A 25,231-nucleotide genomic window follows, 5' to 3' on the forward strand; every position below is an offset into this window, starting at 1 on the left:
ATGGGGGGTTAAGCCCTGACGCCGGAAACCGGCTGCGCTATATGCGGGGCCATGACCGACAAGCCCCCCATTCCCGCCTCGCCGACCGAGGACGACTACGTCCGCAGCGTCACTGAAGCCGCGCCCCTGCCGCTGCTCTCGGAGGAGGACCCGATCGCTCTCTTCAACACCTGGCTGACTGAGGCCCTGGGCAAGGAGCTCAACGACGCCAACGCGATGGCCCTCGCCACCGCCGATGCCGACGGCCTTCCCGACGTGCGCATGGTGCTGCTGAAGGATGCGGACGAGCGCGGATTTGTCTTCTATTCCAACGAACAGAGCGCCAAGGGCCGCGAACTGGCGGCCAATCCGCAGGCCGCCCTGCTGTTCCACTGGAAGTCGCTGCGCCGGCAGGTCCGTGTGCGCGGTCCCGTCTCCCACGTCTCCGAGGCCGAGGCTGACGCCTATTGGGCGACCCGCGCCAGGCCCGCCCAGATCGGCGGCTGGGCCTCCCAGCAGTCACGGGCTCTGCCCGACCGCCTGGCCCTGGAAAAGCGCATCGCCGAGTACGGCCTCAAGTTCGGCCTTGGCAAGGTGCCGCGCCCGCCGCATTGGCGCGGCTTCCGCATCACCCCGCACAGCATCGAGTTCTGGCGCGATCGCCCCTTCCGCCTGCACGAGCGCTTGGTCTTCGTCCGCGAAGGCTCGGGCTGGACCACCCAGCGGCTCTATCCTTGACCGATCCGCAGGAAGCCGAGGTCGCCGCCTGGTTCGAGGCCCAGGCTGACCGCGCCATCGAGACCGCCTGCGCCCGGGTCTATCTGGCCGGCGAGCTGGCCTTCAAGGTCAAGCGCCGGGTGGAGCTTGGCTATCTCGACTACTCCACCCTGGACCTGCGCCACTGGGCGCTCGAGCGTGAGCTGAGCTTCAACCGCGCGGCGGCCTCCGACATCTACCGCGCGGTGCGCAGGGTGACACGGGCGCGCGACGGCGGCCTGGAGCTGGACGGCGCCGGCGAGACCGTCGAGTTCGCCCTCGAGATGCGCCGCTTCGACGAGCATGCGGTCCTGGCCGCCCAGCCCTGGGCGGTGGACGGGGCCCTGGCCGATGCGCTTGGCCGCACGGTGGCCGGCTTCCATGCCGATGCGCCCATCCGTCCCAATGGCGGCGGCGGCAAGGCGCTGAAATACACCATCGATTCCAACGCCCAGTTGCTGAAGGGCCTGGCCGCGCGGTTGGGCGCCGAGCGCGTCGAGCAGGCGGCTGCCGCCACCGACGCCGAGTACCACCGTCTGGAGCCCCTGCTGGACGCCCGCCGCGCCGCTGGGTTCGGCCGCCACTGCCACGGCGACCTGCACCTGGGGAACATCCTGCTGGAGGATGGCCGCCCCATTCTCTTCGACTGCATCGAATTCAACGACGTGCTGTCGGAGATCGACGTCCAGTATGATCTGGCCTTCCTGCTGATGGACCTGCAGTTCCGCAGGCGGTCAGACGCCGCCGTCCGCGCCCTGTCGGCCTATTTCGACCAGGCCGCCCGGAGCTGGGGCGATGAACTGCGGGCCGGCATGGCCGCCCTGCCGCTGATGCTGTCGGTCCGCGCCGCCGTCCGCGCCCATGTCTGCGCCTATAGCGGCGACGATGCGGGCGCCGTCGCCTATCTCGACGCCGCCATCGCCCACCTGACACCGGTAGCGCCCAGCCTGGCGGCGGTCGGCGGCCTCTCCGGCACCGGCAAGTCCACCTTCGCCCGCCTGATCGCGCCGGGCCTGGGGGCCTCGCCCGGCGCGGTGGTTCTACGCACCGACGAAATCCGCAAACGCCTGCTGGGGGTGGCCCCGGACGCCAGGCTCTCCAGCGCCGTCTATTCCCCGGCCTTCTACCAGGACGTCTACGATACGATGTTCGCCGATGCGCGCGCCCTGCTGGCCGCCGGCCGCGCCGTGGTCCTGGACGCCACCTTCATTCAACCCGAACTGCGCGCCCGCGCTCAGGCGCTCGCCGCCGAGCTGGGCGTGGTCTTCCATGGCGTCTGGCTGGAGGCCGCGCCCGACATCCTCGCCGCTCGCATCGACGGCCGCAGCGGCGACGCGTCGGACGCCACCCGGGCCACCCTCCAGATGCAGCTCGACCGCGACATCGGCGAGGTGACCTGGACCCACGTCGACGCCTCAGGTCCCGCCGCGGACTCCGCCGAGGCCTGGTCGATCCGCTACGCCCGAGGGTGATCGCCCCTGCGCGCGAGGCCCCTGGATTCATTCTCCGTTAGTCAAGAGCACCCAAGGCTCACCGCACAACTCGGAGATCGGTGTTATGGGCGCGCAGCAACAGACCGCGGAGGTGCTCGAGGCCAGCGTGTCCAGCATGGTGGGCGTCCTGGCCTGGGAGATCGAACTGGCCGGCGCCCGCTGCATGAAGCTCGACGTCCTGATCGGCCAGCTGATGACCATCCTGCCCCCGGAACACCGCGAGAAACTGGTGGAGGGCATGCACACGGTCGATCTGCTGGGCCAGCAGCTCACCAGTCTCTCGACCTTCGCCCGTCACCTCAGCGCTGGAATCCCTGAGGAGGTGACCGCCTCGGTGGAGGACGCGCTCGGCGGGATGACTTTGGGCGCCCTGGCCGACCGCATGTTCAGCGCCCTGGGCGGCGAGGAGAAGGGCATCAATGACGGCGACGAGGCGGGTGACCTTGACCTGTTCTGACCCCTCCGTCCCGACCCTCAAAGGCGCGCACCCATGAACCTCGAGAGCCAGGGCCGCAGGATCCTGATCTGCGACGTCGACCGCACCGTGCTGGAGCTGCTGCAGATTCGCTTCGACCTCGCCGGCTGCCACACCTTCGTGGCTCGCACCGGGGCCTCGGCCCTGGAAACCGTGAAGACAGCGCGTCCGGCCGCCATGATCCTGGAGCTGAACCTGCCGGAGATGGACGGCTTCGACGTGCTGCGCGCCCTCAATCCGCGCGGCGAGGGGATCCACTTCCCCGTCCTGGTGATGGGCAAGAAACTGTCCGCTGAGGACATCCAGCGGGCGGTGGCGCTGGGCGCCCGGGATTGCCTGGCCAAGCCCTTCAGCGGTGCTGATGTGCTGGAGCGCGTCGCCCGCCAGTTCCGCCGTCACACCCCGCCCGCCCCGCCGCCCGCCGCCCAGTCCCTCCGCACGGCGATGGTCTAGCGCCCGCGAGGACTGATCGCCGGACAACCTCAGCTTCCCTTCGCGGTGAAGCTGCGGCCATTGTGCGCGTCGTGAACATCCTCTTCATCACCCTCGACCAGTTCCGCGGCGACGCGCTGGCCTGCGCCGGCCATCCGGTCGTGCAGACGCCGCATCTCGACAGATTGGCCCGTGAGGGGGTGCGGTTCGCCCGGCACTACAGCCAGGCCGCCCCCTGCAGTCCGGGTCGGGCCAGTCTCTACACCGGGACCTACCAGCTCAATCATCGGGTGGTGGCCAACGGCACGCCCCTGGACCGGCGGTGGGACAATGTGGCGAAGGCGGCGCGCAGGGCCGGCTATAGGCCAACCCTGTTCGGCTACACTGACCAGGCGGTGGACCCCCGGGACGCCACCGGCCCCGACGACCCGCGCCTTAGGTCCTGGGAGGGCGTGCTGCCGGGCTTCGAGGTGGGGCTGAACTTCGCCACCCACAATCCCGGCGTCTGGGTCGACTGGCTGCGCGGCCTGGGCCACGAAGTGCCGGATGACTATGAGGGGGCGGTCGGCGGCGAGCCGGGTCGCCCGGCCGAGCACAGCCTGTCCGCCTATCACACCGACGTTCTGCTGGACTGGATCGCCGCCCAGGACGGCCCCTGGTTCGCCCACCTGTCCCAGCTTCGACCGCACCCGCCCTATGGCGCGGCGGGGCGATTCGCGACGATGTACGACCCCGCCGACATGGCGCCGCCCATCGCGCCCGCTGAAGATCGCCACCGGCTGCACGACGGCCTGCGCCGCGCCATTGGCGCGCCCGAGGACCCGACGGAGATGGCGCAGCTCCGGGCCCAGTACTTCGGCATGGTCAGCGAGGTCGATCACCAGCTCGGACGCCTGTGGGCGGCCCTCGAGGCGTCCGGCCAGTGGGAGGACACATTCATCGTCGTCACCGCCGACCACGGCGAGCAGCTGGGCGACCACGGCCTGATCCAGAAGGCGGGGTTCTTCGAGGAGAGCTACCACATCCTGAATATCGTCCGGGACCCGCGCCAGCCCCGCGCCCACGGCGCGGTGGTGGACCGTTTCACCGAGAACGTGGATCTCCTGCCCACGCTCTGCGAGGCCATGGGCCTGCCCGTCCCCGACCAGTGCGACGGCCTGCCGTTGACGCCCTTCCTTGCGGGCGAGGACCCGCCCCACTGGCGCGCCGCCGCCCACTGGGAATTCGACTGGCGCGGCTCCAACATCGCCAAGGGCGTCCAGGCCTGGCCGTGGGACCGGCGGCTGGAGCAGCAGAATCTGGCGGTGCTGCGCTCGGAGGAGGCCGCCTATGTCCAGTTCGGCGACGGCGCATGGCTCTGTTTCGACCTTGCCGCCGACCCCACCTGGCGGACGCCGGTCACCGACACCGGTGTCATCCTCGCCCACGCCCAGGCGATGCTCACCTGGCGCGCCCAGCACACCGACCGCACCCTCACCGGCCTGCTGATCGACAATGGCGGGACCGGACGCTGGCCGGCCTCGCACCTCTGACGCAATTCTTCACCAAAACCCTCGCGTCACAAGGGCGCGGCGTTGCGTCGGAGCCCGGCAAAAACTAGCCTGTCGCGCGCCCGTTCAGAGGCCGCAGTGGAGGACGCGTTTCGATGCAAGGCAGGATGCAGGACTGGCCGCTGACGGTCGACCGGATCATCGATCACGCCAAGTCCTGGCACGGCGACCGCGAGATCGTCTCGCGCTCCGTCGAAGGTCCCATGATGCGCACCACCTATGCGCAGGTCCATGCGCGGGCCAAGCGCGTCTCCAACGTCCTGAGGGGCCTGAACATCCAGCCGGGCGACCGCGTCGCGACCCTGGCCTGGAACACCGCCCGGCACATCGAGGCCTGGTACGGGATCATGGGGATGGGGGCGGTCTGCCACACCCTCAATCCGCGGCTGTTCTCCGAGCAGCTCGTCTACATCATCAACCATGCCGAAGATAAGGTCATCTTCACCGACCTCACCTTCCTGCCCATCCTGGCCGGGATCCGCGACCAGATCCCCACCGTCCAGCACATCATCGTCTTCACCGACGACGCCCACATGACCGCCGGCCTGCCCGGCGCCCATTCCTATGAGAGCCTGCTGAGCCAGGTGTCCGAGGACGCCGTCTGGGGCGGCTTCGACGAGAATTCGCCGGCGGGCCTCTGCTACACCTCGGGCACGACGGGCAATCCGAAGGGTGTGCTCTACAGCCACCGCTCCAACTTCCTGCACACCCTGGTGACCATGGGCGCCGACGTGCTCGGCATCGGGGCGACGGACACCGTCCTGCCGGTCGTGCCCATGTTCCACGCCAACGCCTGGGGCGTCGCCTTCTCCGCGCCCGCCGTGGGCGCCAAGCTGGTGATGCCCGGCGCCAAGCTGGACGGCGCCTCGATCCACGAGCTGCTGGAGAGCGAGCAGGTCACCTTCTCGGCCGCTGTGCCCACCGTCTGGCAGATGCTGCTGACCCACCTGCGCGACACCAACGGGACCCTCAACAGCCTCAAGCGCGTCGTCATCGGCGGCTCGGCCGTGCCCGAGGCGATCGTGCGGGCCTTCCGCGACGAGTACGGCGTGGCCGTCACCCATGCCTGGGGCATGACCGAGACCTCGCCGCTCGGCACCCAGGCCACGCCCAACCACAAGATCGCCGCCATGGATGACGAGGCCCAGCTTCGCTTCCAGCTGAAGCAGGGCCGCCCGCCGCTGGGCATCGACCTGCGGCTCACCAATGACGAGGGCCAGGACCTGCCCCGCGACGGCCACACCTTCGGCAAGCTGCTGGTGAAGGGCCCGTTCGTGGTGGGCGAGTACTTCAAGGGCGACGGCGGCCACATCCTCGACGACCAGGGCTTCTTCGACACCGGCGACGTCGCCACCCTGGACGAGCACGGCTTCATGCAGATCACCGACCGCGCCAAGGACGTCATCAAGTCCGGCGGCGAGTGGATCAGCACCATCGAGATCGAGAACATCGCCGCCGGCCATCCCAAGGCCGAGCTGGCCGCCGTCATCGGCATGGCCCACCCCAAGTGGGACGAGCGGCCCTTGCTGTTGGTCAAGCTGCGGCCTGGCCAGGAGGCCACCAAGGAAGAATTCCTCCAGTTCCTGGAAGGCAAGATCGCCAAGTGGTGGATGCCCGACGACGTGGTCTTCGTCGACGACATCCCCCTGGGCGCCACCGGCAAGATCGACAAGAAGCTGATCCGCACCCGGATGGCCGACTATGTCCTGCCCACCGCCGCTGCGGCCGCCGCCTCGACCATCGCCCTGGCCGCTCCACCCGAGCCGAAGATCTACGCTCCGGAGCCTGAGGCCCCTGCCGAACCGGAGGTTCACGCCCACGCCGAGCCCGCGCCGCAGGAGGACCACGCCGGATGGTCTCCCGCGGCCAGGCCCACCCAGGAGGAGAGCTATTCCGGACTCACGGTCCTGACGCCGACCCTGGATGACGCTCCGGCCGTGGAGGCGCAGGCGGAGGCCATCGCCCCTTTTCCCGCTGAGCCCGCGTCCGAGACGCGCGCCTCCGCTATCCCGGCGCCCGAAGTCCATGCGCCCCTGACCTTCGGCTCGCCCTCCGACGAGGAGCCCTTCGGGGCGCCCCTGGTTCCGCGCCGGACGAAGACGCGCAAGGGCGACGGCTTCGCGGGCTTTTATCTGAACCTGGCCACCCTGGTGGCCCTGACGCCGGCCCTGATGGTGGGCGCGGGCATGCTGGGCACCCGCTACGGCCTGATGGACTGGAAGACCGGCCTGGGCGTCATCGCCCTGGAATGGGCGCCCAAGGTGACCATGATCGCCGTGGCCGCGGGCCTGCTGGGGATCATCATCGCCCTGTTCGCTGGCTTCGGCCGCTACTGGGCCCGCGCCCTGATGGTGCTGATCCTCTGCGGCGCGACCTTCGGCGGCTATCTCTGGGCCCGTCAGGCCCAGATCACCAATCCGCCCATCAATGACGTCTCCACCGACTGGACCATGCCGCTCACCTTCTCCCAGAAGATGATGCGCGAGCGGGGACCGGAGGCGATCATGGTGGAGGCCGATCCGATGCGGCCCATGGACTCCTTCGCCTATGCCGGCCGCCGCATCGCCGACATCAACGCCGAGACCTGCGCCGAGGCCCGGCCGCTGGTCCTGGCCCAGGCGCCAGGGCAGGCCTACGCCCAGGCCAAGGCCGCCGTCGAACAGGCAGGCCTCGCCCTGGTGACCGACGATCCGGCCACCGGCCGCATTGAGGCCACCGGCCGCAGCCTGGCCTTCGGTCTGAAGAATGATGTCGTGGTCCGGGTCCTGCCCGCGCCCCAGGGCTCGCGCATCGATGTCCGCGCCATCGGCCGCGTTCCGGTATCCGACCTCGGCGCCAACTGCGCCCGGGTGACGGAGCTGATCGGAGCGATGCGGAGCTGATCCGCGCCGGGACTTCGGGAGCGACAGCCAACGGAGGGGCTCGAAGGCGCAACGAATAGGGAGGCGGCTCGTTGGAGCGACGCAACGCTCGCCCCTTGGACGCCAATGACCCCTCAGCCCCCGCGACGGATCGACATTCGCGACAACCGGCTCGCGGCGGCGATCATCGAGCAGGCCGTCGAGTACGCGATCCTGACGATGGAATTCGACGGGACCATCACCTCCTGGAGTCCGGGCGCCGAGCGGATGACCGGCTACACTGAGGACGAGATCGTCGGATCGAACTTTTCCTTGCTCTTCACCTCGTCCGACCGCTCGGCGGGGGAGGACAGGATCGAGCTCGCGACCACCTTGCGCGACGGGCGGGCCGAAGATTCCCGCTGGCACCTGTGCAAGAACGGCGGGCGCTTCTGGGCCAACGGCATGACGATGCTGATGCGCGACCCGGACCTCACCTGCCTGCTGAAGGTCATGCGCGACGAGACCCCCGCCAAGCGGGCGGACGAGCAGCGGGTGCTGCTGCTCAATGAGCTGAACCACCGGATCAACAACACCCTGGCCACGGTGCAATCCATCGCCGAGCAGACCCTCCGAGGCAGGGAGGTCAGCAGCGAAACCCGCGGTGATCTGGCCGGACGGCTGCTGACGCTCTCTGAGGCCCACCGGGTGCTGGTGGACGAGAACTGGGCGGGCGCGGACCTGCACACCATCCTGCGCAAGGCCCTGGCCCCCCACGCCGGCGGAGAGAGCCGCATCGTCTTCGATGGCCCCGACGTGCGGCTAAGTCCGCCGCAGGCCGTCTCGATGGCCCTGGCCCTGCACGAACTCGCCACCAACGCCCTCAAGTACGGATCGCTGACCAGCCCCGACGGGGCGGTGCGGATTGACTGGAACCTGGCCCACGACGGCGCCGGCGGTCGGCACCTGACCTTTCTCTGGGAGGAGCATGGCGGGCCCGCCGTCGCGATCCCGACTCGCCGGGGTTTCGGAACCCGGCTGCTGGCCCGCACCTTCGGCGAGGAGAACGGGGGGAGGGCGGAGGTGCAGTACAATCCGTCAGGCCTGAGATGCCTGATCCATCTGCCGCTTTCCACCCGCGAGGAGGCGCTGGTCCTGGATCTCGCGGCCGAGGCCGGCGAGTAGGGGCGTGCGCCGGGACCCGGCGTGGACTTGATCTAGGTCAAGGCCGCCGCAATCCCGCTCGCCAGATTGGGGTCCAAAGGAGACCCCAATGCCTGACATCGGCCTGATCCAGCAGATCTATCTCGGCGGCGTGATCACCGCCTTCCTGAGCTTCATCCTCGTGTTGGGATGGGGCGCTTTCTATTCCAATTCGGCGCCCCGCAAACACCTGTAGGCAGCCCCGGTTCGCCAGTCGGAGCCAGGCAAGGCCGCCTGAGGTTCGGCGTCAGGCGCGGCGGTAGTCGCTGTCGGGACCGGGCTTGCCGTCGGTGGTCACCAGGCCGCGCTTCACCAGGTCGATCATGTGGCCCAGCACGGAGCGCGCCGCCGCGGGGTGGAGCCTGGGATCAACGTCGGCATAGAGCACCGGGACCATCTCCCGAATCCGGCCATGGCCCTCGGTCACAGCCTTCAGTACCTGAGCCTCGCGGGCCCGGCGGTGAGCAATATAGGCGTCGATGAACGGCGCCACTTCGGTGACCGGCGGCCCGTGGGTCGGCCATAGGATGGAAAAGTCGCGCGCCTTAACCAGGTCCAGGCTGTCCATGTAATCTGTCATGTCGCCGTCCGGCGGCGTGATCACCGTTGTCGACCAGCCCATGATGTGATCGCCGGAGAACAGCGCGTTCTCTTCCTTCAGCGCAAAGCAGATGTGGTTGGAGGTGTGACCGGGGGTGGCGATCGCCTCCAGCGTCCAGCCTGGCCCCTCCAGCACCTGACCACCGCCACACAGGCTGACGTCCGGCGAAAAGCCGAAGTCCGCGCCCGCCTCCATCCGCACGCCGCTGTCGTCCACCGGGATCTCGGCCACGGCGCAGCCGTAGATGGTCGCCCCGGTCCGCGCCTTCAGCGGCCCCGCCAGGGGCGAATGGTCGGAGTGGTGGTGGGTGATCAGGATGTGAGTGATCTTTTCGCCCGGCTCCAGGGCGCCCAGGATGGCCTCCAGGTGCTCGTCCATGTCCGGACCGGGGTCGATCACCGCCACCTCGCCGCGCCCGATGATGTAGGTGCCGGTGCCCAGATAGGTGAAGGGACCGGGATTGTTGGCCACCACCCGACGGATCAGGGGGGAGACCTGGTCAGCCTTGCCGTAGTCGAACTTGATCTCGCGGACGTAGGGAATCATCGGGCGGTCTCCTTTGGGAGCGTGACAGCCTGAAGTGGGTACCGGTTCAGGCGACCGTCACGCGACAGACTAAAGAAAAGGGCGGCGCTTATCGACTCCCGGCGCCGACCTTGCGCAGCAGCGCCTCAGTTCAGGATTGTGAGGCGGTTATGGCGGCGCAGGCGGTGATGTTTGTTTCAAAACGGCTTCAGCGGGTGGTCTTCGCCCTGATGTGTCTCATGACGGCGCAACTGATTCTGACCATGGCCAGCTGCGAGCCCGACGAACCCGCCCTTCTTGGCGCGGTCCGCGTGCCCATCTCCTATCCAGGCTAGGCTGGGAGGACGCCGTTGAGGTCGTAGCCGGCCTGATGGCCGAGCTCCACCAGTTCGTCGCGCGAGCGCGCGCCGTCCATGGCCTCCCCCAGGGACCAGGTTATGATCGAGCGGGTGCCGGACCGGCAGAAGGCCAGCACCGGGCCCTCTGAGTTTTCCAGGATCGAGCGCTCCTCGGCCACCTGGTCCTGGGTCGGACCGCCGCGCACCGGGATGTAGGCGTATTGCAGCCCCGCCGCCTTGGCGGCGGCCTCGACTTGCGCGCTGCTCGGCTGGGCCGGGTCCTCGCCGTCGGGACGGTTGTTGATCACCAGCTTGAACCCCAGGTCAGCGGCCCTTTTCAGGTCATCCAACCCGATCTGTGGGCTGACAGAGAGCTGGTCGGTGACGCGTCGGAATTCGGTCATGGTCTGACTTCACTTGAGGTGGGAGGAGGCCCTTCGTTGACATCATCGGGGGGCGATGAAACTTTCGCAACGCCCGGCCGTCAAAACGCCCTCCACCTTGAGCTTCCAAATCCATGTTGCGTTTCATAGGCCGACGACTCCTCGTGGCCATCCCGACGCTGTTCCTCGTCGTCACGCTCGCCTTCTTCATGATGCGCGCGGCGCCCGGCAGCCCGTTCGACATGGACCGCAAGCTCTCGCCCGAGATCGAGGCCAATGTCATGGCCAAGTACGGGATGGATAAGCCGCTGGGCGAGCAGTACGCCGACTACCTCAAGGGCGTGCTGCAGGGCGATTTCGGGCCGTCCCTGAAATACAAGGACAAGACCGTCCTGCAGATCCTGCAGGAGAACTACAAGGTCAGCCTCACCCTGGGCCTCTCGGCCATCACGCTTGCCGGCGCCATCGGCGTGACCCTGGGGGTGCTGGCGGCGCTGAAGCAGAATGGGTGGGTGGACTTCGGCGTCATGGGCGTGGCGATCATCGGAGTCTGCATCCCCACCTTCGTGACCGCGCCGCTGCTGGTGCTGCTGTTCGGCTCGATCCTGCAGTGGCTGCCCAACGGCGGGTGGAACGACGGGGCGATCCAGAACCTGATTCTGCCCATCACCGTCCTGGCCCTGCCTCAGATCGCCATCATCTCGCGCCTGACCCGGGCCGGCATGATCGAGGTGCTGCATTCCAACTATGTCCGCACGGCGCGGGCCAAGGGTCTTCCGGCCCACCGGGTGGTGTTTAAGCACGCTCTGCGAGCCGCCATACTGCCCCTGGTGAGCTACCTCGGCCCGGCCTGCGCGGGCCTGCTCACCGGCTCCCTGGTGGTGGAGAAGATCTTCAACCTGCCGGGGCTCGGAAAGTTCTTCGTGATCTCCGCCCTGCAGCGCGACTACACCGTCGTCATGGGCATGGTGATCTTCTACGCCGCCCTGATCCTGTTCCTGAACCTGGTCGCCGACCTGCTCTATGCGGTCCTCGATCCCCGCGTGAGGCTGTCGTGAGCACTCCTATCCTCGCTCCCGGCTCGCGCGAAGGCGCGGCCCTCATGGAGACCGCCGTCAAGGGCCGCAGCCTGTGGGACGACGCGCGCCGTCGCCTGCTGCGCAACTGGGGGGCGGTGGGCGGCATGATCATGCTGGCCATCCTGGTGCTGGTGGCCCTGATCGGGCCCTATGTGACCCCCTTCGCCTACGATCAGATCAACAAGAACGACGTCTGGGCCGCGCCGCTGACCGGCGGCCACCTGCTGGGCGCCGACTCGCTTGGCCGCGACCTGCTGGCCCGGCTGCTCATGGGCCTGCGGGTTTCCCTGTCCATCGGCCTCATCGCCACTCTGGTCTCCCTGGTGATCGGGGTCGCCTGGGGCGCGGTGGCGGGCTTTGTCGGCGGGGTTGTGGACGAGGTGATGATGCGCATCGTCGATGTCCTCTATTCGCTGCCCTTCATCTTCTTCGTCATCCTGCTGATGGTGACCTTCGGCTCCAACATCATCCTGATCTTCATCGCCATCGGGGCGGTGGAGTGGCTGACCATGAGCCGGATCGTGCGCGGCCAGACCCTGTCGCTGAAGCACAAGGAATTCGTCGAGGCGGCCCGGGCTGCGGGCCTGACCCAAGGCTCCATCATCACCAAGCACATCGTGCCCAACCTGCTGGGGCCTGTGGTGGTCTATGTGACCCTGACCATCCCCGCCGTCATCCTGGCCGAGAGCTTCCTCAGCTTCCTGGGCCTGGGCGTGCAGCCCCCGATGGCCTCCCTGGGCACCCTGATCGCCGGCGGCGCCCAGGACATGGAGCTGGCCTGGTGGTTGCTGGTGTTCCCGTCGGTGACCATGGTCATCACCCTGATGAGCTTCAACTTCATCGGCGACGGCCTGCGCGACGCGATCGATCCCAAGGACCGGTGATCACGAATCCTTCTCCCGCAAGGGAGAAGGACCGCTCCCCTACCTGACCCGCCGGGCGCGAACCGCGCGCTGGCCGTCCAGGTTCATGAAGTAGCCCATGGCCGCCTTGCGAATCTCGGCCTTGGAGCCCGCCTTGGGCGGGCGGGCGAGAATCTCGCTGTCGTTCTGGGCCCAGACCGCGCCGCCCTCGAGTTCCACCGTCCAGCGGCGGTCGCCCCCCTGATAGGCTCGAACCACGGCGGTGGTCACCCGGTCCAGATCCTCGGGCTTCTCGCCGCGATCGAACATCGCCATGGAGGGCAGGGTGAAGCCGAAGGCCTGACGGCGCGCGGCCCGGGCCTGCTCGCGGTCCACTACCACGATGTCGCCCTGCTTCTCGGCCACGTCCAGGCTGGAGACCGCGGCGTCGTAGCAGGCCAGCCGCTCGGCGGCCTCGGTCTTGCCCTTGCAGTCGATCAGGTTCTGGAAGGTCGCTGTGCGCGCCGCGGCCCTGGGCTCGGCGGCTGACGCTGCGCTGGAGAGGGCAAAGGCGGCCACACCGAGGGCCACCAGCTTTAAGCGCGTGGGAAACTGTGTCATCCGTGGCCCCATGATCTCGATATCCCGCATTGATAAGGCGCTGCGGTCGCGCGGCAAGCCGATGATGTTGGCGCTCGCCGCCTTTTCGCTCCTGGCCACGGCCGGCTGCTCCCAGAAGGTCTCGCGCCCGGCCTGTCCAGCCGGCAAGATCTGTCTGCAGGTGGGCAATGGCTCCGAACCCGCCAGCCTGGATCCGCACAAGTCCACCGGCACCTGGGAAGACCGCATCATCTCCGACCTGATCGTCGGGCTGACGACGTCGGACATCGACGGCAAGTCGATCCCCGGCATGGCCGAGCGCTGGACCAGCAGTCCCGACGGCAAGACCTGGACCTTCTATCTGCGTGACGCCGTCTGGTCCGATGGGGCGCCGGTCACCGCCGACGACTTCGTCTTCTCCCTGCGCCGCATCCTGGATCCGAAGACGGCGGCCGAATACGCCTCGCTTATCTACTTCATCAAGAACGCCCAGCCGGTGAACGAGGGCAAGCTGCCGGGCGCGGAACTGGGCGCCCGGGCCATCTCGCCCAAGGTGCTGGAGATCACCCTGGAGCACCCGGCCCCCTACATCACCGAGGTGGCCAAGCATCAGACCATGCTGCCGGTGCCCAAGCACGTGGTGGAGAAGTGGGGCGACGCCTGGAGCCAGCCGGGCCACTACGTCTCCAACGGCCCCTACATGCTGAAGAGTTGGACCCTGGGGGACCACGTCGGCGTGGTGAAGAACCCGCGCTTCTACGACGCGGCGAACGTCTGCATCGACCAGATCAACTACTATCCGACCAATGACGCCATTGGCGCGGAACGCCGTGTGCTGCGTGGCGAACTCGACATGAACGCCGACATCCAGTCCAACCGCATCGCCTTCCTGCGCGAGCGGATGCCGGAGTACGTTCACACCAACACCTATCTCGGCGTCGCCTACCTGGCCTTCAACGCCTCGGTGCCAGCCTTCAAGGACAAGCGCGTGCGCCTGGCCCTCGACATGGCCATCGACCGGGAGTTCATCACCGGCAAGCTGCTGCGCGGGGGCCAGACCCCGGCCTATACCTTCGTGCCCCCGGGCGTGGCGAACTACACCCCCGCCGCGCCGCCGGTCTGGTCCACCTGGTCGCTGGAGAAGCGTCAGGCCGAGGCCCGTCGCCTGCTGGCGGAGGCGGGCTACGGTCCCAAGAACCCGCTGAAGATCGAGATCAAGCACCGCAACAGCCCTGATCCGATGCTCTTCATGCCGGCGGTCCAGGCCGATTGGAAGGCCGTGGGGGTCGATACGGCCCTGATGCAGAACGAGACCCAGATCGCCTATGCGGCCTATCGCTCTCGGGACTTCCAGGTGGCCGACGCTGCGTGGATCGCCGACTACAACGACGCCATGAGCTTCCTCTATCTGCAGCAGTCCTCCACGGGATCGCAGAACTATGGCGACTACAAGAACCCGGTGTTCGACGCCCTGCTGGCCAAGGCCGACAATGAGCCCGACGTGAACCTTCGCGCGGGATACCTCGCCCAGGCCGAGCAGATCATGCTGGACGACGCCACCGTGGCGCCGGTCTTCTTCTACGTGAACAAGAACCTAGTCTCGCCGAAGATCACCGGCTGGAAGGACAACCTGGTGGATCACCACCGGTCGCGCTGGCTCTGCATGCCGCGGACGACCGGCTGACATCAGGGATTCGGTTTCGGCGTGGCCGTGCTCAGAGGCGCGGCGTCCCATCGCCTGGGAAGGGCGGCTGCGCGCCCGTCAGCCGTAGCCGAGCAACTCGCGCAGGCCCGGCGCCATGAAGTCCACCGCACGCTTCTGGTCGTCGGGCAGCACCTCGGGCAGGGTCATTCCCACCGACAGCTTCTCGCGGCTGGTGGCGCTGTGTTCGCGCGCCGACCCCACCCGAACGCGGTCGCGCCAGTCGTCGGGTAGGGCGATGCCGAACTTCGCCAGCAGGTCACGGAAATAGGTCTCCGCCGCGGCGGCCTCGAGGTCCTTCAGGTGGGCCACGATGTCCTCGTAGCGGACCAGGTGCGCGCCCGTGCCTAGCCACCCCACCGCATGGAAGGTGAAGGCCTCCCGCAGGGCCGGTCCTTTCCCCGGAATCCCGAAGATCATCAGGTTCATCATCTGCTCGACGCTGACCGCCCCGTTCTTCAGGGGGTTCAGCTCGGGATGGTCCAGCTGGTCCGACAGACTGAACCGCGCGCGCGCCAGCACATAATCATAAGGGTCGCGCACCAGGATCACCTGGTTGGCGTGCTTCAGGGCCATCAGCGAGATGTCGGCGAACAGCAGGTGGCCCACGCTGAACTGCGGCCGCGCGGGGTTCAGCGCCCCGATGTGTTGCTGCAGGTTCTGCACCTGGATGAACTCGCGATCGTAATGCTGCTCGGTGGGTACGAACATGCGCACGATGTTGCGCAGCAGGTGGGTGCCGCACTTGGGCACGCTGTTGAGGAACGCCGTCTGGCGCAACGGCGCCTGGGCGAACTTCCGCACCTCAGGCCCCAGGGTGTCAGGCTTGCTGCGGATGACGGCGACCGGTTGAGCCATGGGAGCGCTCCTCGAAACAAGAGTTATCGCTAGGCGCCGGGCAGTCCCGGCGCAACCGAAAATAAGTCGCGCTAAGGGTACGGAAAATCCGCTAGCCTCATGGCGAAGGTCCAAGGGGGGCGGCGCCTACAAGATGAGTGGTTTCGACCAGACGCGGCGGGGCCTGATCGGGGGCCTGGCGGCGGCCGGACCGCTGGCCGCCTGCGCCACGGCTCTGCCCGGCGATCGCCGCATGATCCAGGTCAACCTTGCCGACACGCCCCTGCCGCCAGCGCCCGCCGATACGGCGCCATCCTCCGCCGCTGATGCGGTCCTTCAGGCCGGTTTCGACCCCGTCCAGCGGATGACCGTCCCGGTGATGATCGAGGGCAAGGGCCCCTTCACCTTCGTCGTCGACACCGGCGCCAACCACTCGGTGCTGTCCATCGAGACCGCCCAGGGCCTGGGTCTGCCCAGCGGCGGCGGCGCCGCCATCCATGGCATCGCCGGGGTCGAACCCGCCGAGACCGTCTATGTTCGCCAACTGGCCATCGGGAGCGTCGTCTCCAAGCGCATCCGCATGCCCCTGTTGGCGCGCCGCAACCTTGGCGCCGACGGCTTGCTGGGGGTCGATGTCCTGACCCGCCGCGACGTCCAGCTCGACTTCGAGCGCAACCGCTTCAACATCGCCCCCTCGAATTCCAGCTTCCGCCAGACGACGACCACCGGCGGCACGGGCCGACTGGCGACCCCTGTGGTCAACCCCAACATCGTCGTGGTCCCCGCTCGCTACCGCTTCGGCCAGCTGACGATCATAGACGCCGAGGTGGGCGTCGGCCTGGCCATCACCGCCTTCCTGGACTCCGGAGCCCAGTCGACCGTGGGCAACCTGGCCCTGCGGAACGCCGCCTTTCTTCAGGAGCCGGGCCTGGCCCTGCGAACGACGCGGGTGCAACTGGTTAGCGCCACGGGGCAGACGGTCTCGGGCGACCTGGCGCGGCTGCCGGGCCTGCGCCTGGGAGGCTTGCGGATCGGCAACCTCTCCTGTGTCTTCGCCGACCTCCACACCTTCAAGATCTGGGACCTGGTGGACCGGCCCGCCATCCTGATCGGCATGGACGTCATGCGTCACTTCAAGACCATCGAGCTCGACTTCGGCCGCCGGGAGGTGGTGTTCGAGACAGGCGCCAAGGCGGCCCCTTCCGTCGTGGGCCTCCCCGGTTCGGCGCCGCCGACCTGACTAGAACGGCTGGGGGGCCAGGACGGCGGCCTTGCCGCCGCTCCGCAGGCGCTCGTCCACCAGTCCATCCAGGGTGCTCTGAGCGCGCGGGTCCCCCAGGATCCAGGCGGCCGCCGCCAGGGTCTGCAGCGAGGTCGCCGACACGCCGAGCGCGCTCTCCAGGGCCTCGAAGGGTGAACTCTGCCGGGTCATCCGCTTCAGTCTCACCTCGCCTTTGAGGTCGGCCAGGGCCTTGGCCTTGTCCACGGCCTGATAGAAGCCGCCGATCTCGTCGACGAGGCCCAGCTGACGCGCCTGGGCCCCGGTCCAGACCCGGCCCTTGGCGATTTCGCGCACCCGGGCTTCCGGCAGACGCCTGCCCTCCGACACGCGGGCGATGAAGTTGGCGTAGATCCGGTCCATCCATCCGGCGAAGGCGGCCTGGTCGCTGGCCGAGAACTCCTGGCCCACGCCGAAGGCGCCGGCATAGGGGCTGCCCACCGTGGTTTCGCGCACGTCGACACCGTATTTGGCCAACGCGGGACCCAGGGCGAACTTGCCGCCGTAGACGCCGATGGAGCCGGTGAGGGTCGTGGGCTGGGCCACGATGGCCGAGGCCTCGGATGAGATCCAGTAGCCGCCGGAGGCCGCGTAGGTCCCCATCGAGACCACCACCGGCTTCTTGGCCGCCTTGGCCGCGCGCACCGCCGCCAGGATCTGCTCAGACGCCGTGTCCGAGCCGCCGGGGGAGGAGACGCGCAGGACGATGGCCTTGACGTTCTTGTCCTCAACCGCGTCGTAAATCGCCTCCGACAAGTCATCGGAAAAGATGGTCGAACCGCCGGAGAACGGATTGCGGGCGCCGTCCTTGCCGGTGACGATCGCACCCTCGCCCTCGATTACCGCGATGGCGGGGCCCGAGCCGGTGCTGCGGTCGTGGTTGGCGCGCATGTAGTCGTCGAAATCCACCAGCTTTGCGCCGTCGCCGGCCTTGGCCAGGATCGCCGTCTGCGCCTCCTTCACCTGGCCGACCTTGTCGATCAGCCCCAGCCTGGCAGCCTCCTCGGCGAGATAAGGCCCGGCCTCGATGGAAGCCTGCAGGGCGGCGGGGTTCTTCTTACGGTCCAGGGCCGCCGTGGTCAGGCCGGTGCGGTAGACCGACCCCATCCAGGACAGGGTCCCTTCCTTGTGGGCGGCCGTATAGTCGTCGTGCAGGAACGGATTGACCGCGTTCTTGTACTCGTAGCGCTGCTCGTAGTCGGCCTTGACGCCATACTTGTCGAACAGCCGCTTGAAGAAGACCTCCTCGCTGGCCAGGCCGGTGACCTGGAACGAGGCCCCCGGCTGCATCCAGAGGTTTCCGGTCGAGGCGCCGAGCATGTAGGTGGCCGTCACCACGCCAGAGGGATAGAGCCCTTGGCTGTGGGCCAGGATCGGCTTGCCCGCTGCCTGGAAGTGCTTGAAGGCCAGGCGCAGTTCATCGGCCTGGGCCGGCTCCATGCCGCCCTCGGGCAGGCGCACCAGCACCGCCTTGACCTTGCCGTCGGTCTCGGCCCGGCGAAGGGTCTCGATCACCGACATCACCGACATCGACCTGCGGCCGAAGGCGGCCAGGGGATTGGAGGGGTCCTGGTCCGAGAGCGACTGGCGCAGGTCGAGGGCCAGGACCGCGCGCGCGGGTGTCACGTCAGGCCGCGCGGCGCTGGCGGCCATGGCGATCAGCAGGAAGGGCACGCCCACGAGGAACAGCACCAGGCCCGCGAAAACGCCGGCCGCGGTGATCAGAAACTGCTTCATGGGAATCCCGCGAGAAAGTCGCCTTACGCTATATGGCGGCGGGTTTGGTTCAAATGAAGTCCCTGCAATCCGGGCGGGAGATTTTCCTTAGGCCGCCAGGGCCAGGCTCTTGGGCAGGACGTTGTCCAGGGACAGCAGGCTGACGATGCCCTCGTCGGTGGACATCACCGCGTCGACGAACTCCCGCACCTGGTCGGCGCCCACGTCCGGCGGCTCGTGCAGCATGTTCTCGGTGACCGTGAGGATGTCGCAGACCGCGTCCACCAGCAGGCCGACCTCGCGGTCATGAATCTGGGTGACCACCACGACGGAGGACTGGTTCGGCGTCGCCATGCCCAGGCCCAGGCGCGAGGCCAGGTCCACGACCGGCAGGATGGAGCCGCGAAGGTTGATCATGCCCAGCACGTGGGATGGCGCGTGGGGCAGGGGGGTCGAGGCGGTCCAGCCGCGGATCTCGCGCACCGACATGATGTCGATGGCGAACTGCTGCCCGCCGGCCATGATGGAGATGAGCTCGGCGCCGACGTGCGGCAAACCCCCGGTCGCTTGCATCAGAACTTCCCCGCTGGATGGCCTAGCGGCGCCGTTGCGCACGACGCCAGCCCCAGGTCTGAACCGCTACGGTTAATGTTTCGGAAATCGCGGTCCCAGGCTTGGCGCTCATGGGCGTGGCGCGTTGTCGCGCCTGCGACGCCTGCCGTCAGCGATCCAGATCGCAGGTCACTTGGCCCGGGGGGCGGTCCTTGTCAGGTCGACTGGTCGTTGAGGGGTATCGCCCAGGGGTTCCAGGGGCCGGCCTGCGGATCGCGCGCCGTAAGGATCGCAAGCTCGGGGCCATCCAGGCGAACAGCGCTCAGAACCCCGGTCGCGTAGGCGCCGGTATCCAGGCCGACGCGATGACCCAGGACCTCGGCCGTGTCGCCGCGCCAACTGTGCCCATGCACGATGATCTTTTCGTACGGCCCACGGGGGATGAGAAGGATCGGGTGACCGAGCGGTGTCAGGCCTCTATGAGAGGCGTACACCGTCCGCCCCTGACATAGAGACTTCAATGAGCCAAGCCGCCGCCCAGCGCCCTGAGACCCTGGCCATCCACGCCGGAGCCACGCCCGACCCAACCACCAAGGCGCGGATCACGCCGATCTATCAGACGGCCTCCTACGTGTTCGACGACAGCGATCACGCCGCGGCCCTGTTCAATCTGGAGGCCGGCGGAAATATCTACACCCGGCTGGGCAACCCGACCCAGAGCGTGCTGGAGGCCCGGGTCAGCGCCCTGGAGGGCGGCATCGCCGGCCTGGCGGTGGCCAGCGGCCATGCGGCCCAGTTCCTGGTGTTCCACACCCTGCTGGAGCCCGGCTGCAACATCGTCGCCTCCCGCAAGCTCTACGGCGGCTCGATCAACCAGCTCTCGCAGAGCTTCAAGAAGATGGGCTGGGGCGTCACCTTCATCGACACCGACGACGCCGCCGACTACGCCAAGGCGATCAATGACAAGACCCGCGCGGTGTTCATCGAGTCCATCGCCAACCCCGGCGGAGTGATCTCCGACATCGCCGCCATCGCGCAGGCGGCCCATGCGGCGGGCGTCCCCCTGGTGGTCGACAACACCCTGGCCTCTCCCTACCTCTGCCAGCCTTTCGCCCATGGGGCCGACATCGTGGTCCACTCCCTGACCAAGTTCCTCGGCGGCCACGGCAATTCCATCGGCGGCATGATTGTCGACAGCGGCCGATTCGACTGGGCGGCCGGCGGCAAGTACCCTTATCTCTCGACGCCCAATCCCAGCTATCACGGCAAGGTCTTCACCGAGGCCTTCGGCCCGGCCGCCTTCATCGTCGCCTGCCGCGCGCTCGGCCTGCGCGACCTCGGGCCCGCGATCTCCCCCTTCAACGCCTTCATGATCCTGACCGGAATCGAGACCCTGCCGCTGCGGATGGAGCGGCACTGTCAGAACGCCCTGGCCGTCGCCCAATGGCTGCAGGCCCATCCCAAGGTGGCCTGGGTCTCCTATGCCGGCCTGCCGGAGGATCGCTATCACGCCTTGGCTCAACGCTACGCGCCCAAGGGCGCCGGGGCGGTGTTCACCTTCGGCCTGAAGGACGGCTACGCCGCCGGCGTGAAGCTGGTGAGTTCGGTGAAGCTGTTCTCGCACCTGGCCAATATCGGCGACACCCGCAGCCTGATCATCCACCCCTCCTCCACCACCCACCGGCAGTTGGAGGAGGCCGACCAGATCGTCGCCGGCGCCGGTCCAGATGTGGTGCGTCTGTCAGTGGGTCTCGAGCACATCGAGGACATCATCGCCGACCTCGACCAGGCGTTGGCGGGCCTCTGATCTCGCTCAAAACGTCGCCATGAAGCGCCAGTGATCAGGAAGGACGCGTGGAGGAATTCTATCCCGCAATTCGGACGATCCACATATGGGCGGTCGTGGCCAGCGGCCTGTTGTTCGCCTTGCGTGGTGGGGCCTGGAACCTGCTGGAGGCGCGCTGGCCGAAGGTCCTGCCCGTGCGGATCCTGTCCTGGGTGATCGACACGGCGCTGCTCGCCGCGGCGCTCATGCTGACGACCATCATCCAGCAGTACCCGTTCACCGATGCTTGGCTCACGACAAAGGTGGTGTTGCTCGTGGTCTATATCGGCCTTGGCTCCATGGCCTTCTCCCCCAGACGCTCCCGCTCGGTCCGGATTGGCTTCTGGGTGGCCGCCCTCTGTGTGTTCGGCCTCATTGTCAGCGTGGCGCGGGCGCATAGCCCCCTCGGCCTACTCGCGAGCCTCGGCGCCTAGTTCTCGCTCAGCTTGCGAGATGGCGCGCGGCCGGCGTGATCATCTTCGAGAGCCGAGTTGACCCCCGTCAAGGTGTGCGGCGCCCCAGGGGGCTAAGGCTCGCCATCGAGTGGTGGAGGCCGCACATGAATTTTGACCTGTCTGAACGTCAGGCGCTGTGGCGCGACCGCGTGCGGGCCTTCATGGCGGCGCATATCTACCCCTCCATTCCGCTCTATCAGCAGCAAGCCAACCAAGTGGGCGCAGCGCGCTGGCAGGTCATCCCGATCGTGGAGGAGCTGAAGGCGCGGGCCTATTCCGAGGGACTTTGGAACCTGTTCCTGAACCCATCGGAACAGGACGACGACGCCTATACGGGGCCGGGGCTGAGCAACCTCGAATATGCGCTGTGCGCCGAGGAGATGGGCCGGGTCGCCTTCGCCTCGGAGGTGTTCAACTGCTCGGCGCCCGACACCGGCAACATGGAGGTGCTGCGCCAGTATGGCTCGGCCGCGCAAAAGGCCCAGTGGCTGCGGCCGCTGATGGACGGCGAGATCCGCTCGGCCTTCCTGATGACCGAGCCCGACGTGGCCTCCTCCGACGCCACCAACATCCAGACCTCGATCCGCCGCGACGGCGACAGCTACGTCATCAACGGCCGCAAGTGGTGGTCTTCGGGCATTGGCGATCCGCGCTGCAAGGTCGCCATCCTGATGGGCAAGACCGATCCGGAGGGCGCCCGCCATTCCCAGCAGTCCCAGATCCTGATCCCCACCGACGCCCCCGGGTTCGAGGTGGTCCGCATGTTGCCGGTCTTCGGCTATGACGACGCCCCTCATGGCCACGCCGAGGTGATGCTGCGCGACGTCCGGGTGCCGGTGGAGAACCTGATCCTGGGGGAAGGGCGAGGCTTTGAGATCGCCCAGGGCCGTCTCGGCCCGGGCCGTATCCATCACTGCATGCGCGCGCTCGGCGCCACCGAGGTGGCCCTGGAGAAGATGGTCGACCGCCTGCTCTCCCGCGTGGCCTTCGGCAAGCGACTGGCGGACCAATCGGTCTGGGAGGAACGGATCGGCGAGGCTCGGTTGGAGATCGAGATGACCCGCCTGCTGTGCCTGAAGGCCGCCGACATGATGGACAAGGTGGGCAACAAGGCCGCCCAGCTGGAGATCGCGATGATCAAGGTGGCCGCGCCGCGCACCGCCCTGAAGGTGCTGGACGACGCCATGCAGGCCCACGGCGGTGCGGGCCTATCAGAAGATTTCGGCCTGGCGCGCGCCTATGCCGGCATGCGCGCCCTGCGGATCGCCGACGGCCCTGACGAGGTGCACAAGCGGGCCATCGCCAAGCTGGAGATGGGCCGCCACGGCGCGCGCCTGCGGGCCTGGCGCGACGGCGCGCCGCTGGACGCCGGGCAGGTCCCGACCCCGGCCTAGACCCACAATCCTGGAACCCGACACCCCATGAAGACCGGCATCGACGAACGGCTGCCCTTTCACCCGTTGAACATCGCGGTCCTGACCATCTCCGACACCCGGACGGAGGTCACCGACACCTCCGGCGGCCTGTTGGCCGACCGGCTGACCAGCGCCGGTCACGTCCTGGCCGCCCGCGCCATCGTGGCCGATGAGGTGGGCGCCATCGCAACCCAGGTCCGCGCCTGGGCGGCGTCGGCCGAGGTGGACGTCATCCTGACCACCGGCGGCACCGGGTTCTCGCCGCGCGACGTGACGCCCGAGGCGGTTACGCCCCTGCTGGACAGGACGATGGACGGTTTCTCGGTCGTCTTCCACCAGGCCAGCCAGGGCACGGTAGGGGTCTCGACCCTGCAGTCGCGCGCCCTGGCGGGCCAGATCGGCGAGACCTTCATCTTCTGCGTCCCTGGCTCCACCGGCGCCTGCAAGGACGCCTGGGACCTGGTGCTCGCCGAGGAATTCGACAGCCGCTTCCGCCCCTGTTCGCTGGTGGGCCAGATCCCGCGCTATCGGGGCGTCTGCAATTGATCAGCTTCGACGCCGCCGCGGCCCTGGTCTCCGGACTGGCCCGGCCCCTGGCCACGGAGCGCGTCGGGCTCGACCAGGCCGACGGCCGCGTGCTCGCGGTTCCCCTCGTGGCGAGGGGGGCGTCACCTGCCGTCGCGGTTTCGGCCATGGACGGCTACGCCGTGCGGGAGGCCGACCTGTCGCATGGCTCGGTCAGCCTTCCGGTGGTGGGGGTCGCCTATGCCGGCCAGGGCTTTGGACAGCCCCTGGCGCCGGGCGCCTGCGTGCGCATCTACACTGGCGCTCCGGCCCCTGCGGGGGCCGACCGGGTGGTGGTGCAGGAAGCGGTGCGTGATGAAGGCGGCGTCGCCTATTTCGCCGAAGCCCCCTGCGGTGGGCGGCATGTCCGCGCGGCCGGCTGCGACTTCCGGGCCGGCGACGAACTGTTGGCTGCGGGCCTGCGGCTCACACCACAGAGGCTGATTGCGGCCGCCGCGGCCGACCAGTCCGAATTGGCGGTCGTGGCCCGGCCAAGGGTGATGATCCTCAGCACCGGCGACGAGCTGCATGAGCCGGGCCAGGGTCCCGGCGGTGGGGCGTCGATCCCCGAAAGCGTCTCCTTCGGCCTAGCCGCCCTGGTGCGCGCCTGGGGCGGAGAGGTCATCGGCCGAAGGCGGCTTGGGGATGACCTGTCCCTGCTGCAGGCCGCCGCCGGCGAAGCGCTGCAGGCCGCCGACCTGGTGGTGGTCACCGGCGGAGCCTCCGTCGGCCAGCGCGACTACGCCAAGGTGATGTTTGCGCCGTTCGGCCTGGACTGCGTGTTCGCAAAGGTGGCCATCAAGCCTGGAAAACCCGTCTGGCTGGGGCGAGCCGGCGGCAAGCTGGTGGTGGGCCTGCCGGGCAATCCCACCGCGGCCCTGGTGACGGCGCGCCTGCTGCTGGCGCCGCTGGTGGCCGGCCTGGGCGGGCAGGCGCCGGATCGCGCCCTCGCCTGGCGCCGGGCGCCGCTGACGCAGGCGCTGGAGGCCTGCGGCGATCGGGAGACCTTCGTGCGCGGACAACGCCTTGCGGCGGGCGTCGCCCCGCTGTCGGACCAGGATTCCTCGTCCCAAAGGGCTCTGGCCCTGGCCGACGTGCTTATCCGTCGTCGACCGGGTGACTTGGCCGCGGCGATCGGAGACCGGGTCGAGGTCCTCGAGTTCTGAGGACCTCGCCTACAGGAAGTGGGGGAAGAGGACGTCGTTCTCCAGGCGCATGTGCTCGCGCAGGTCTCGGTCCAGCTTGCGGCAGGCCTGGGAGAGCGCGCGCCAGGTCTTGCAGGCGTCCCGGGGCGGGGTGAAGTCCCGGGTCAGGGCCGCCAGGCGGTCGAGCTGCTCATAGACGTCGTCGTGTTCGGCCATCATGCGCGAGATGGGGAATCGCAGGACCCCGCACGAGCCGGCCAGCATGGTGGGGAAGAGGATGTTCTCCTCCTTGAGCTGGTGGCCCTCCAGGTCGTCGGCCATGACCGCCAGGTGGTCGGCCAGGCCGCGGGGGCAATCGGGGTCGCCGGCGTGAACCCGCTCCACGGTGCGCGCCAGCTCGATGGCCTGGGGGAACTCGCGGCGATGTGTTTCGTGATAGCGCTCCAGGATATGCTCGATCAGCTTTCCGGCCGCGCGCTCGGCGGTCTTGCCTCCACGGGTGGCTGCGGTCAGGTCACGCTCAAGCTTCTCCAACTTCGTCAGGGGGCCCCTGACACGGAAGATGTCGCTGGCCTCTGGGGATCGCTTGGCCAATTCGCGCGCCCAGAGATCAAGTCCAGGGGTGGGGATCGGGATCATGGCGGC

Annotated in this window: 26 protein-coding genes; 18 read left to right on the plus strand and 8 right to left on the minus strand. The window is 68.3% G+C overall.

The annotated features are described in order from the left end of the window. The first annotated feature begins 51 nt into the window (after positions 1-51). The 8 genes from pdxH to OCL97_RS05605 all read left to right on the plus strand — a co-directional run bounded on the left by pdxH (position 52) and on the right by OCL97_RS05605 (position 8,924). Positions 52-717 carry a pyridoxamine 5'-phosphate oxidase gene (pdxH, locus tag OCL97_RS05570; RefSeq protein WP_377368352.1) on the plus strand — a complete coding sequence of 222 codons (666 nt, stop codon included), beginning with the start codon at positions 52-54 and terminating at the stop codon, positions 715-717. Beyond that, positions 714-2,207, plus strand: a complete 1,494-nt coding sequence (locus OCL97_RS05575; RefSeq protein WP_377368354.1) for a bifunctional aminoglycoside phosphotransferase/ATP-binding protein — start codon at positions 714-716, stop codon at positions 2,205-2,207. The genes pdxH and OCL97_RS05575 overlap by 4 nt, the downstream gene beginning before the upstream one ends. An 85-nt stretch (positions 2,208-2,292) precedes the next feature. After that, positions 2,293-2,685, plus strand: a complete 393-nt coding sequence (locus tag OCL97_RS05580; protein WP_304777287.1) for a hypothetical protein — start codon at positions 2,293-2,295, stop codon at positions 2,683-2,685. Positions 2,686-2,718: 33 nt separating this feature from the next. After that, positions 2,719-3,156 carry a response regulator transcription factor gene (locus OCL97_RS05585; RefSeq protein ID WP_377368356.1) on the plus strand — a complete coding sequence of 146 codons (438 nt, stop codon included), beginning with the start codon at positions 2,719-2,721 and terminating at the stop codon, positions 3,154-3,156. A gap of 62 nt (positions 3,157-3,218) precedes the next feature. Further along, entirely contained in the window at positions 3,219-4,667 is a 1,449-nt protein-coding gene (locus tag OCL97_RS05590; protein WP_377368358.1) for a sulfatase-like hydrolase/transferase, read from the plus strand. A 113-nt stretch (positions 4,668-4,780) separates the two neighbouring features. After that, on the plus strand, positions 4,781-7,567 hold the full coding sequence (locus OCL97_RS05595; protein WP_377368360.1) for a long-chain-fatty-acid--CoA ligase: 2,787 nt from the start codon (positions 4,781-4,783) through the stop codon (positions 7,565-7,567). Between the two features lie 105 nt (positions 7,568-7,672). Continuing rightward, complete coding sequence (locus OCL97_RS05600) at positions 7,673-8,710, plus strand: HWE histidine kinase domain-containing protein (protein ID WP_377368362.1); 1,038 nt, start codon at positions 7,673-7,675, stop codon at positions 8,708-8,710. Between the two features lie 88 nt (positions 8,711-8,798). Further along, positions 8,799-8,924: a hypothetical protein gene (locus OCL97_RS05605; RefSeq protein ID WP_377368364.1), complete on the plus strand. Its 126-nt coding sequence runs from the start codon at positions 8,799-8,801 to the stop codon at positions 8,922-8,924. A 51-nt stretch (positions 8,925-8,975) separates the two neighbouring features. Here the strand turns inward: OCL97_RS05605 and OCL97_RS05610 are convergent, their stop codons facing one another. Continuing rightward, the gene (locus OCL97_RS05610) at positions 8,976-9,875 is read right to left on the minus strand and encodes an MBL fold metallo-hydrolase (protein ID WP_305336872.1); all 900 of its coding nucleotides are present in this window, start codon (positions 9,873-9,875) and stop codon (positions 8,976-8,978) included. Positions 9,876-9,985: 110 nt separating this feature from the next. Between OCL97_RS05610 and OCL97_RS05615 the strand changes: the two genes are divergently transcribed. Beyond that, a complete protein-coding gene (locus OCL97_RS05615; RefSeq protein WP_370690195.1) occupies positions 9,986-10,189 on the plus strand; it encodes a hypothetical protein in 204 nt (67 codons plus the stop codon). Here the strand turns inward: OCL97_RS05615 and OCL97_RS05620 are convergent. Continuing rightward, positions 10,186-10,596 carry a TIGR01244 family sulfur transferase gene (locus OCL97_RS05620; protein ID WP_304777294.1) on the minus strand — a complete coding sequence of 137 codons (411 nt, stop codon included), beginning with the start codon at positions 10,594-10,596 and terminating at the stop codon, positions 10,186-10,188. The two genes, OCL97_RS05615 and OCL97_RS05620, sit on opposite strands and share 4 nt — an antisense overlap. 113 nt (positions 10,597-10,709) lie before the next feature. Between OCL97_RS05620 and oppB the strand changes: the two genes are divergently transcribed. Both oppB and OCL97_RS05630 read left to right on the plus strand, forming a co-directional pair. After that, entirely contained in the window at positions 10,710-11,633 is a 924-nt protein-coding gene (gene oppB, locus OCL97_RS05625) for an oligopeptide ABC transporter permease OppB (protein WP_377368367.1), read from the plus strand. Beyond that, positions 11,630-12,538, plus strand: a complete 909-nt coding sequence (locus OCL97_RS05630) for an ABC transporter permease (protein ID WP_304777296.1) — start codon at positions 11,630-11,632, stop codon at positions 12,536-12,538. The genes oppB and OCL97_RS05630 overlap by 4 nt, the downstream gene beginning before the upstream one ends. A gap of 39 nt (positions 12,539-12,577) precedes the next feature. Here OCL97_RS05630 and OCL97_RS05635 read toward each other — a convergent pair whose 3' ends face one another. Further along, entirely contained in the window at positions 12,578-13,117 is a 540-nt protein-coding gene (locus OCL97_RS05635) for a hypothetical protein (protein WP_377368369.1), read from the minus strand. A gap of 10 nt (positions 13,118-13,127) precedes the next feature. Here OCL97_RS05635 and OCL97_RS05640 point away from each other — a divergent pair, with 10 nt between their 5' ends. Then, a complete protein-coding gene (locus tag OCL97_RS05640) occupies positions 13,128-14,780 on the plus strand; it encodes a peptide ABC transporter substrate-binding protein (RefSeq protein ID WP_305762154.1) in 1,653 nt (550 codons plus the stop codon). Between the two features lie 78 nt (positions 14,781-14,858). On the opposite strand, the gene OCL97_RS05645 is transcribed toward OCL97_RS05640, so the two are convergent. After that, a complete protein-coding gene (locus OCL97_RS05645; protein ID WP_377368372.1) occupies positions 14,859-15,656 on the minus strand; it encodes a hypothetical protein in 798 nt (265 codons plus the stop codon). A 133-nt stretch (positions 15,657-15,789) separates the two neighbouring features. Here OCL97_RS05645 and OCL97_RS05650 point away from each other — a divergent pair, with 133 nt between their 5' ends. Further along, on the plus strand, positions 15,790-16,875 hold the full coding sequence (locus OCL97_RS05650) for a retroviral-like aspartic protease family protein (RefSeq protein ID WP_377368374.1): 1,086 nt from the start codon (positions 15,790-15,792) through the stop codon (positions 16,873-16,875). Here OCL97_RS05650 and sppA read toward each other — a convergent pair whose 3' ends face one another. The 3 genes from sppA to OCL97_RS05665 form a co-directional block, all read right to left on the minus strand. Further along, on the minus strand, positions 16,876-18,651 hold the full coding sequence (gene sppA, locus OCL97_RS05655) for a signal peptide peptidase SppA (protein ID WP_377368376.1): 1,776 nt from the start codon (positions 18,649-18,651) through the stop codon (positions 16,876-16,878). A gap of 87 nt (positions 18,652-18,738) precedes the next feature. Continuing rightward, a complete protein-coding gene (locus OCL97_RS05660; RefSeq protein ID WP_215341652.1) occupies positions 18,739-19,203 on the minus strand; it encodes a chemotaxis protein CheW in 465 nt (154 codons plus the stop codon). Between the two features lie 194 nt (positions 19,204-19,397). Then, positions 19,398-19,595 carry a hypothetical protein gene (locus OCL97_RS05665; protein ID WP_377368378.1) on the minus strand — a complete coding sequence of 66 codons (198 nt, stop codon included), beginning with the start codon at positions 19,593-19,595 and terminating at the stop codon, positions 19,398-19,400. Positions 19,596-19,702: 107 nt separating this feature from the next. Here OCL97_RS05665 and OCL97_RS05670 point away from each other — a divergent pair, with 107 nt between their 5' ends. From OCL97_RS05670 to OCL97_RS05690, 5 genes are all read left to right on the plus strand, one after another. After that, the gene (locus tag OCL97_RS05670) at positions 19,703-20,989 is read left to right on the plus strand and encodes an O-acetylhomoserine aminocarboxypropyltransferase (protein WP_304777320.1); all 1,287 of its coding nucleotides are present in this window, start codon (positions 19,703-19,705) and stop codon (positions 20,987-20,989) included. Positions 20,990-21,036: 47 nt separating this feature from the next. After that, the gene (locus OCL97_RS05675; RefSeq protein WP_377368380.1) at positions 21,037-21,441 is read left to right on the plus strand and encodes a SirB2 family protein; all 405 of its coding nucleotides are present in this window, start codon (positions 21,037-21,039) and stop codon (positions 21,439-21,441) included. Between the two features lie 125 nt (positions 21,442-21,566). Next, positions 21,567-22,856, plus strand: a complete 1,290-nt coding sequence (locus OCL97_RS05680; protein ID WP_377368382.1) for an acyl-CoA dehydrogenase family protein — start codon at positions 21,567-21,569, stop codon at positions 22,854-22,856. Positions 22,857-22,883: 27 nt separating this feature from the next. Then, positions 22,884-23,423, plus strand: coding sequence for a molybdenum cofactor biosynthesis protein B (moaB, locus tag OCL97_RS05685; protein WP_377368384.1), 540 nt, complete (start codon positions 22,884-22,886; stop codon positions 23,421-23,423). Further along, positions 23,420-24,607 (plus strand): molybdopterin molybdotransferase MoeA, encoded by a 1,188-nt coding sequence (locus OCL97_RS05690; RefSeq protein ID WP_377368386.1) that lies wholly within the window; start codon positions 23,420-23,422, stop codon positions 24,605-24,607. Before moaB ends, OCL97_RS05690 begins: the two co-directional genes overlap by 4 nt. 9 nt (positions 24,608-24,616) lie before the next feature. On the opposite strand, the gene OCL97_RS05695 is transcribed toward OCL97_RS05690, so the two are convergent. Continuing rightward, on the minus strand, positions 24,617-25,225 hold the full coding sequence (locus tag OCL97_RS05695) for a hemerythrin domain-containing protein (RefSeq protein WP_304777325.1): 609 nt from the start codon (positions 25,223-25,225) through the stop codon (positions 24,617-24,619). Between the last annotated feature and the right edge of the window lie 6 nt (positions 25,226-25,231).

The organism is Phenylobacterium ferrooxidans, assembly GCF_042714595.1.
In the GTDB taxonomy this organism is placed as follows: domain Bacteria; phylum Pseudomonadota; class Alphaproteobacteria; order Caulobacterales; family Caulobacteraceae; genus Phenylobacterium; species Phenylobacterium ferrooxidans.

Bases quoted from the DNA above. Each gene is read 5' to 3' on its own strand.
- pdxH (WP_377368352.1), top strand. From the start codon at position 52: ATGACCGACAAGCCCCCCATTCCCGCCTCGCCGACCGAGGACGACTAC.
- OCL97_RS05580 (WP_304777287.1), top strand. From the start codon at position 2,293: ATGGGCGCGCAGCAACAGACCGCGGAGGTGCTCGAGGCCAGCGTGTCC.
- OCL97_RS05585 (WP_377368356.1), top strand. From the start codon at position 2,719: ATGAACCTCGAGAGCCAGGGCCGCAGGATCCTGATCTGCGACGTCGAC.
- OCL97_RS05595 (WP_377368360.1), top strand. From the start codon at position 4,781: ATGCAAGGCAGGATGCAGGACTGGCCGCTGACGGTCGACCGGATCATC.
- OCL97_RS05600 (WP_377368362.1), top strand. From the start codon at position 7,673: ATGACCCCTCAGCCCCCGCGACGGATCGACATTCGCGACAACCGGCTC.
- OCL97_RS05605 (WP_377368364.1), top strand. From the start codon at position 8,799: ATGCCTGACATCGGCCTGATCCAGCAGATCTATCTCGGCGGCGTGATC.
- OCL97_RS05610 (WP_305336872.1), bottom strand. From the start codon at position 9,875: ATGATTCCCTACGTCCGCGAGATCAAGTTCGACTACGGCAAGGCTGAC.
- OCL97_RS05620 (WP_304777294.1), bottom strand. From the start codon at position 10,596: ATGACCGAATTCCGACGCGTCACCGACCAGCTCTCTGTCAGCCCACAG.
- oppB (WP_377368367.1), top strand. From the start codon at position 10,710: ATGTTGCGTTTCATAGGCCGACGACTCCTCGTGGCCATCCCGACGCTG.
- OCL97_RS05635 (WP_377368369.1), bottom strand. From the start codon at position 13,117: ATGACACAGTTTCCCACGCGCTTAAAGCTGGTGGCCCTCGGTGTGGCC.
- OCL97_RS05640 (WP_305762154.1), top strand. From the start codon at position 13,128: ATGATCTCGATATCCCGCATTGATAAGGCGCTGCGGTCGCGCGGCAAG.
- OCL97_RS05645 (WP_377368372.1), bottom strand. From the start codon at position 15,656: ATGGCTCAACCGGTCGCCGTCATCCGCAGCAAGCCTGACACCCTGGGG.
- OCL97_RS05650 (WP_377368374.1), top strand. From the start codon at position 15,790: ATGAGTGGTTTCGACCAGACGCGGCGGGGCCTGATCGGGGGCCTGGCG.
- sppA (WP_377368376.1), bottom strand. From the start codon at position 18,651: ATGAAGCAGTTTCTGATCACCGCGGCCGGCGTTTTCGCGGGCCTGGTG.
- OCL97_RS05660 (WP_215341652.1), bottom strand. From the start codon at position 19,203: ATGCAAGCGACCGGGGGTTTGCCGCACGTCGGCGCCGAGCTCATCTCC.
- OCL97_RS05670 (WP_304777320.1), top strand. From the start codon at position 19,703: ATGAGCCAAGCCGCCGCCCAGCGCCCTGAGACCCTGGCCATCCACGCC.
- OCL97_RS05680 (WP_377368382.1), top strand. From the start codon at position 21,567: ATGAATTTTGACCTGTCTGAACGTCAGGCGCTGTGGCGCGACCGCGTG.
- moaB (WP_377368384.1), top strand. From the start codon at position 22,884: ATGAAGACCGGCATCGACGAACGGCTGCCCTTTCACCCGTTGAACATC.
- OCL97_RS05695 (WP_304777325.1), bottom strand. From the start codon at position 25,225: ATGATCCCGATCCCCACCCCTGGACTTGATCTCTGGGCGCGCGAATTG.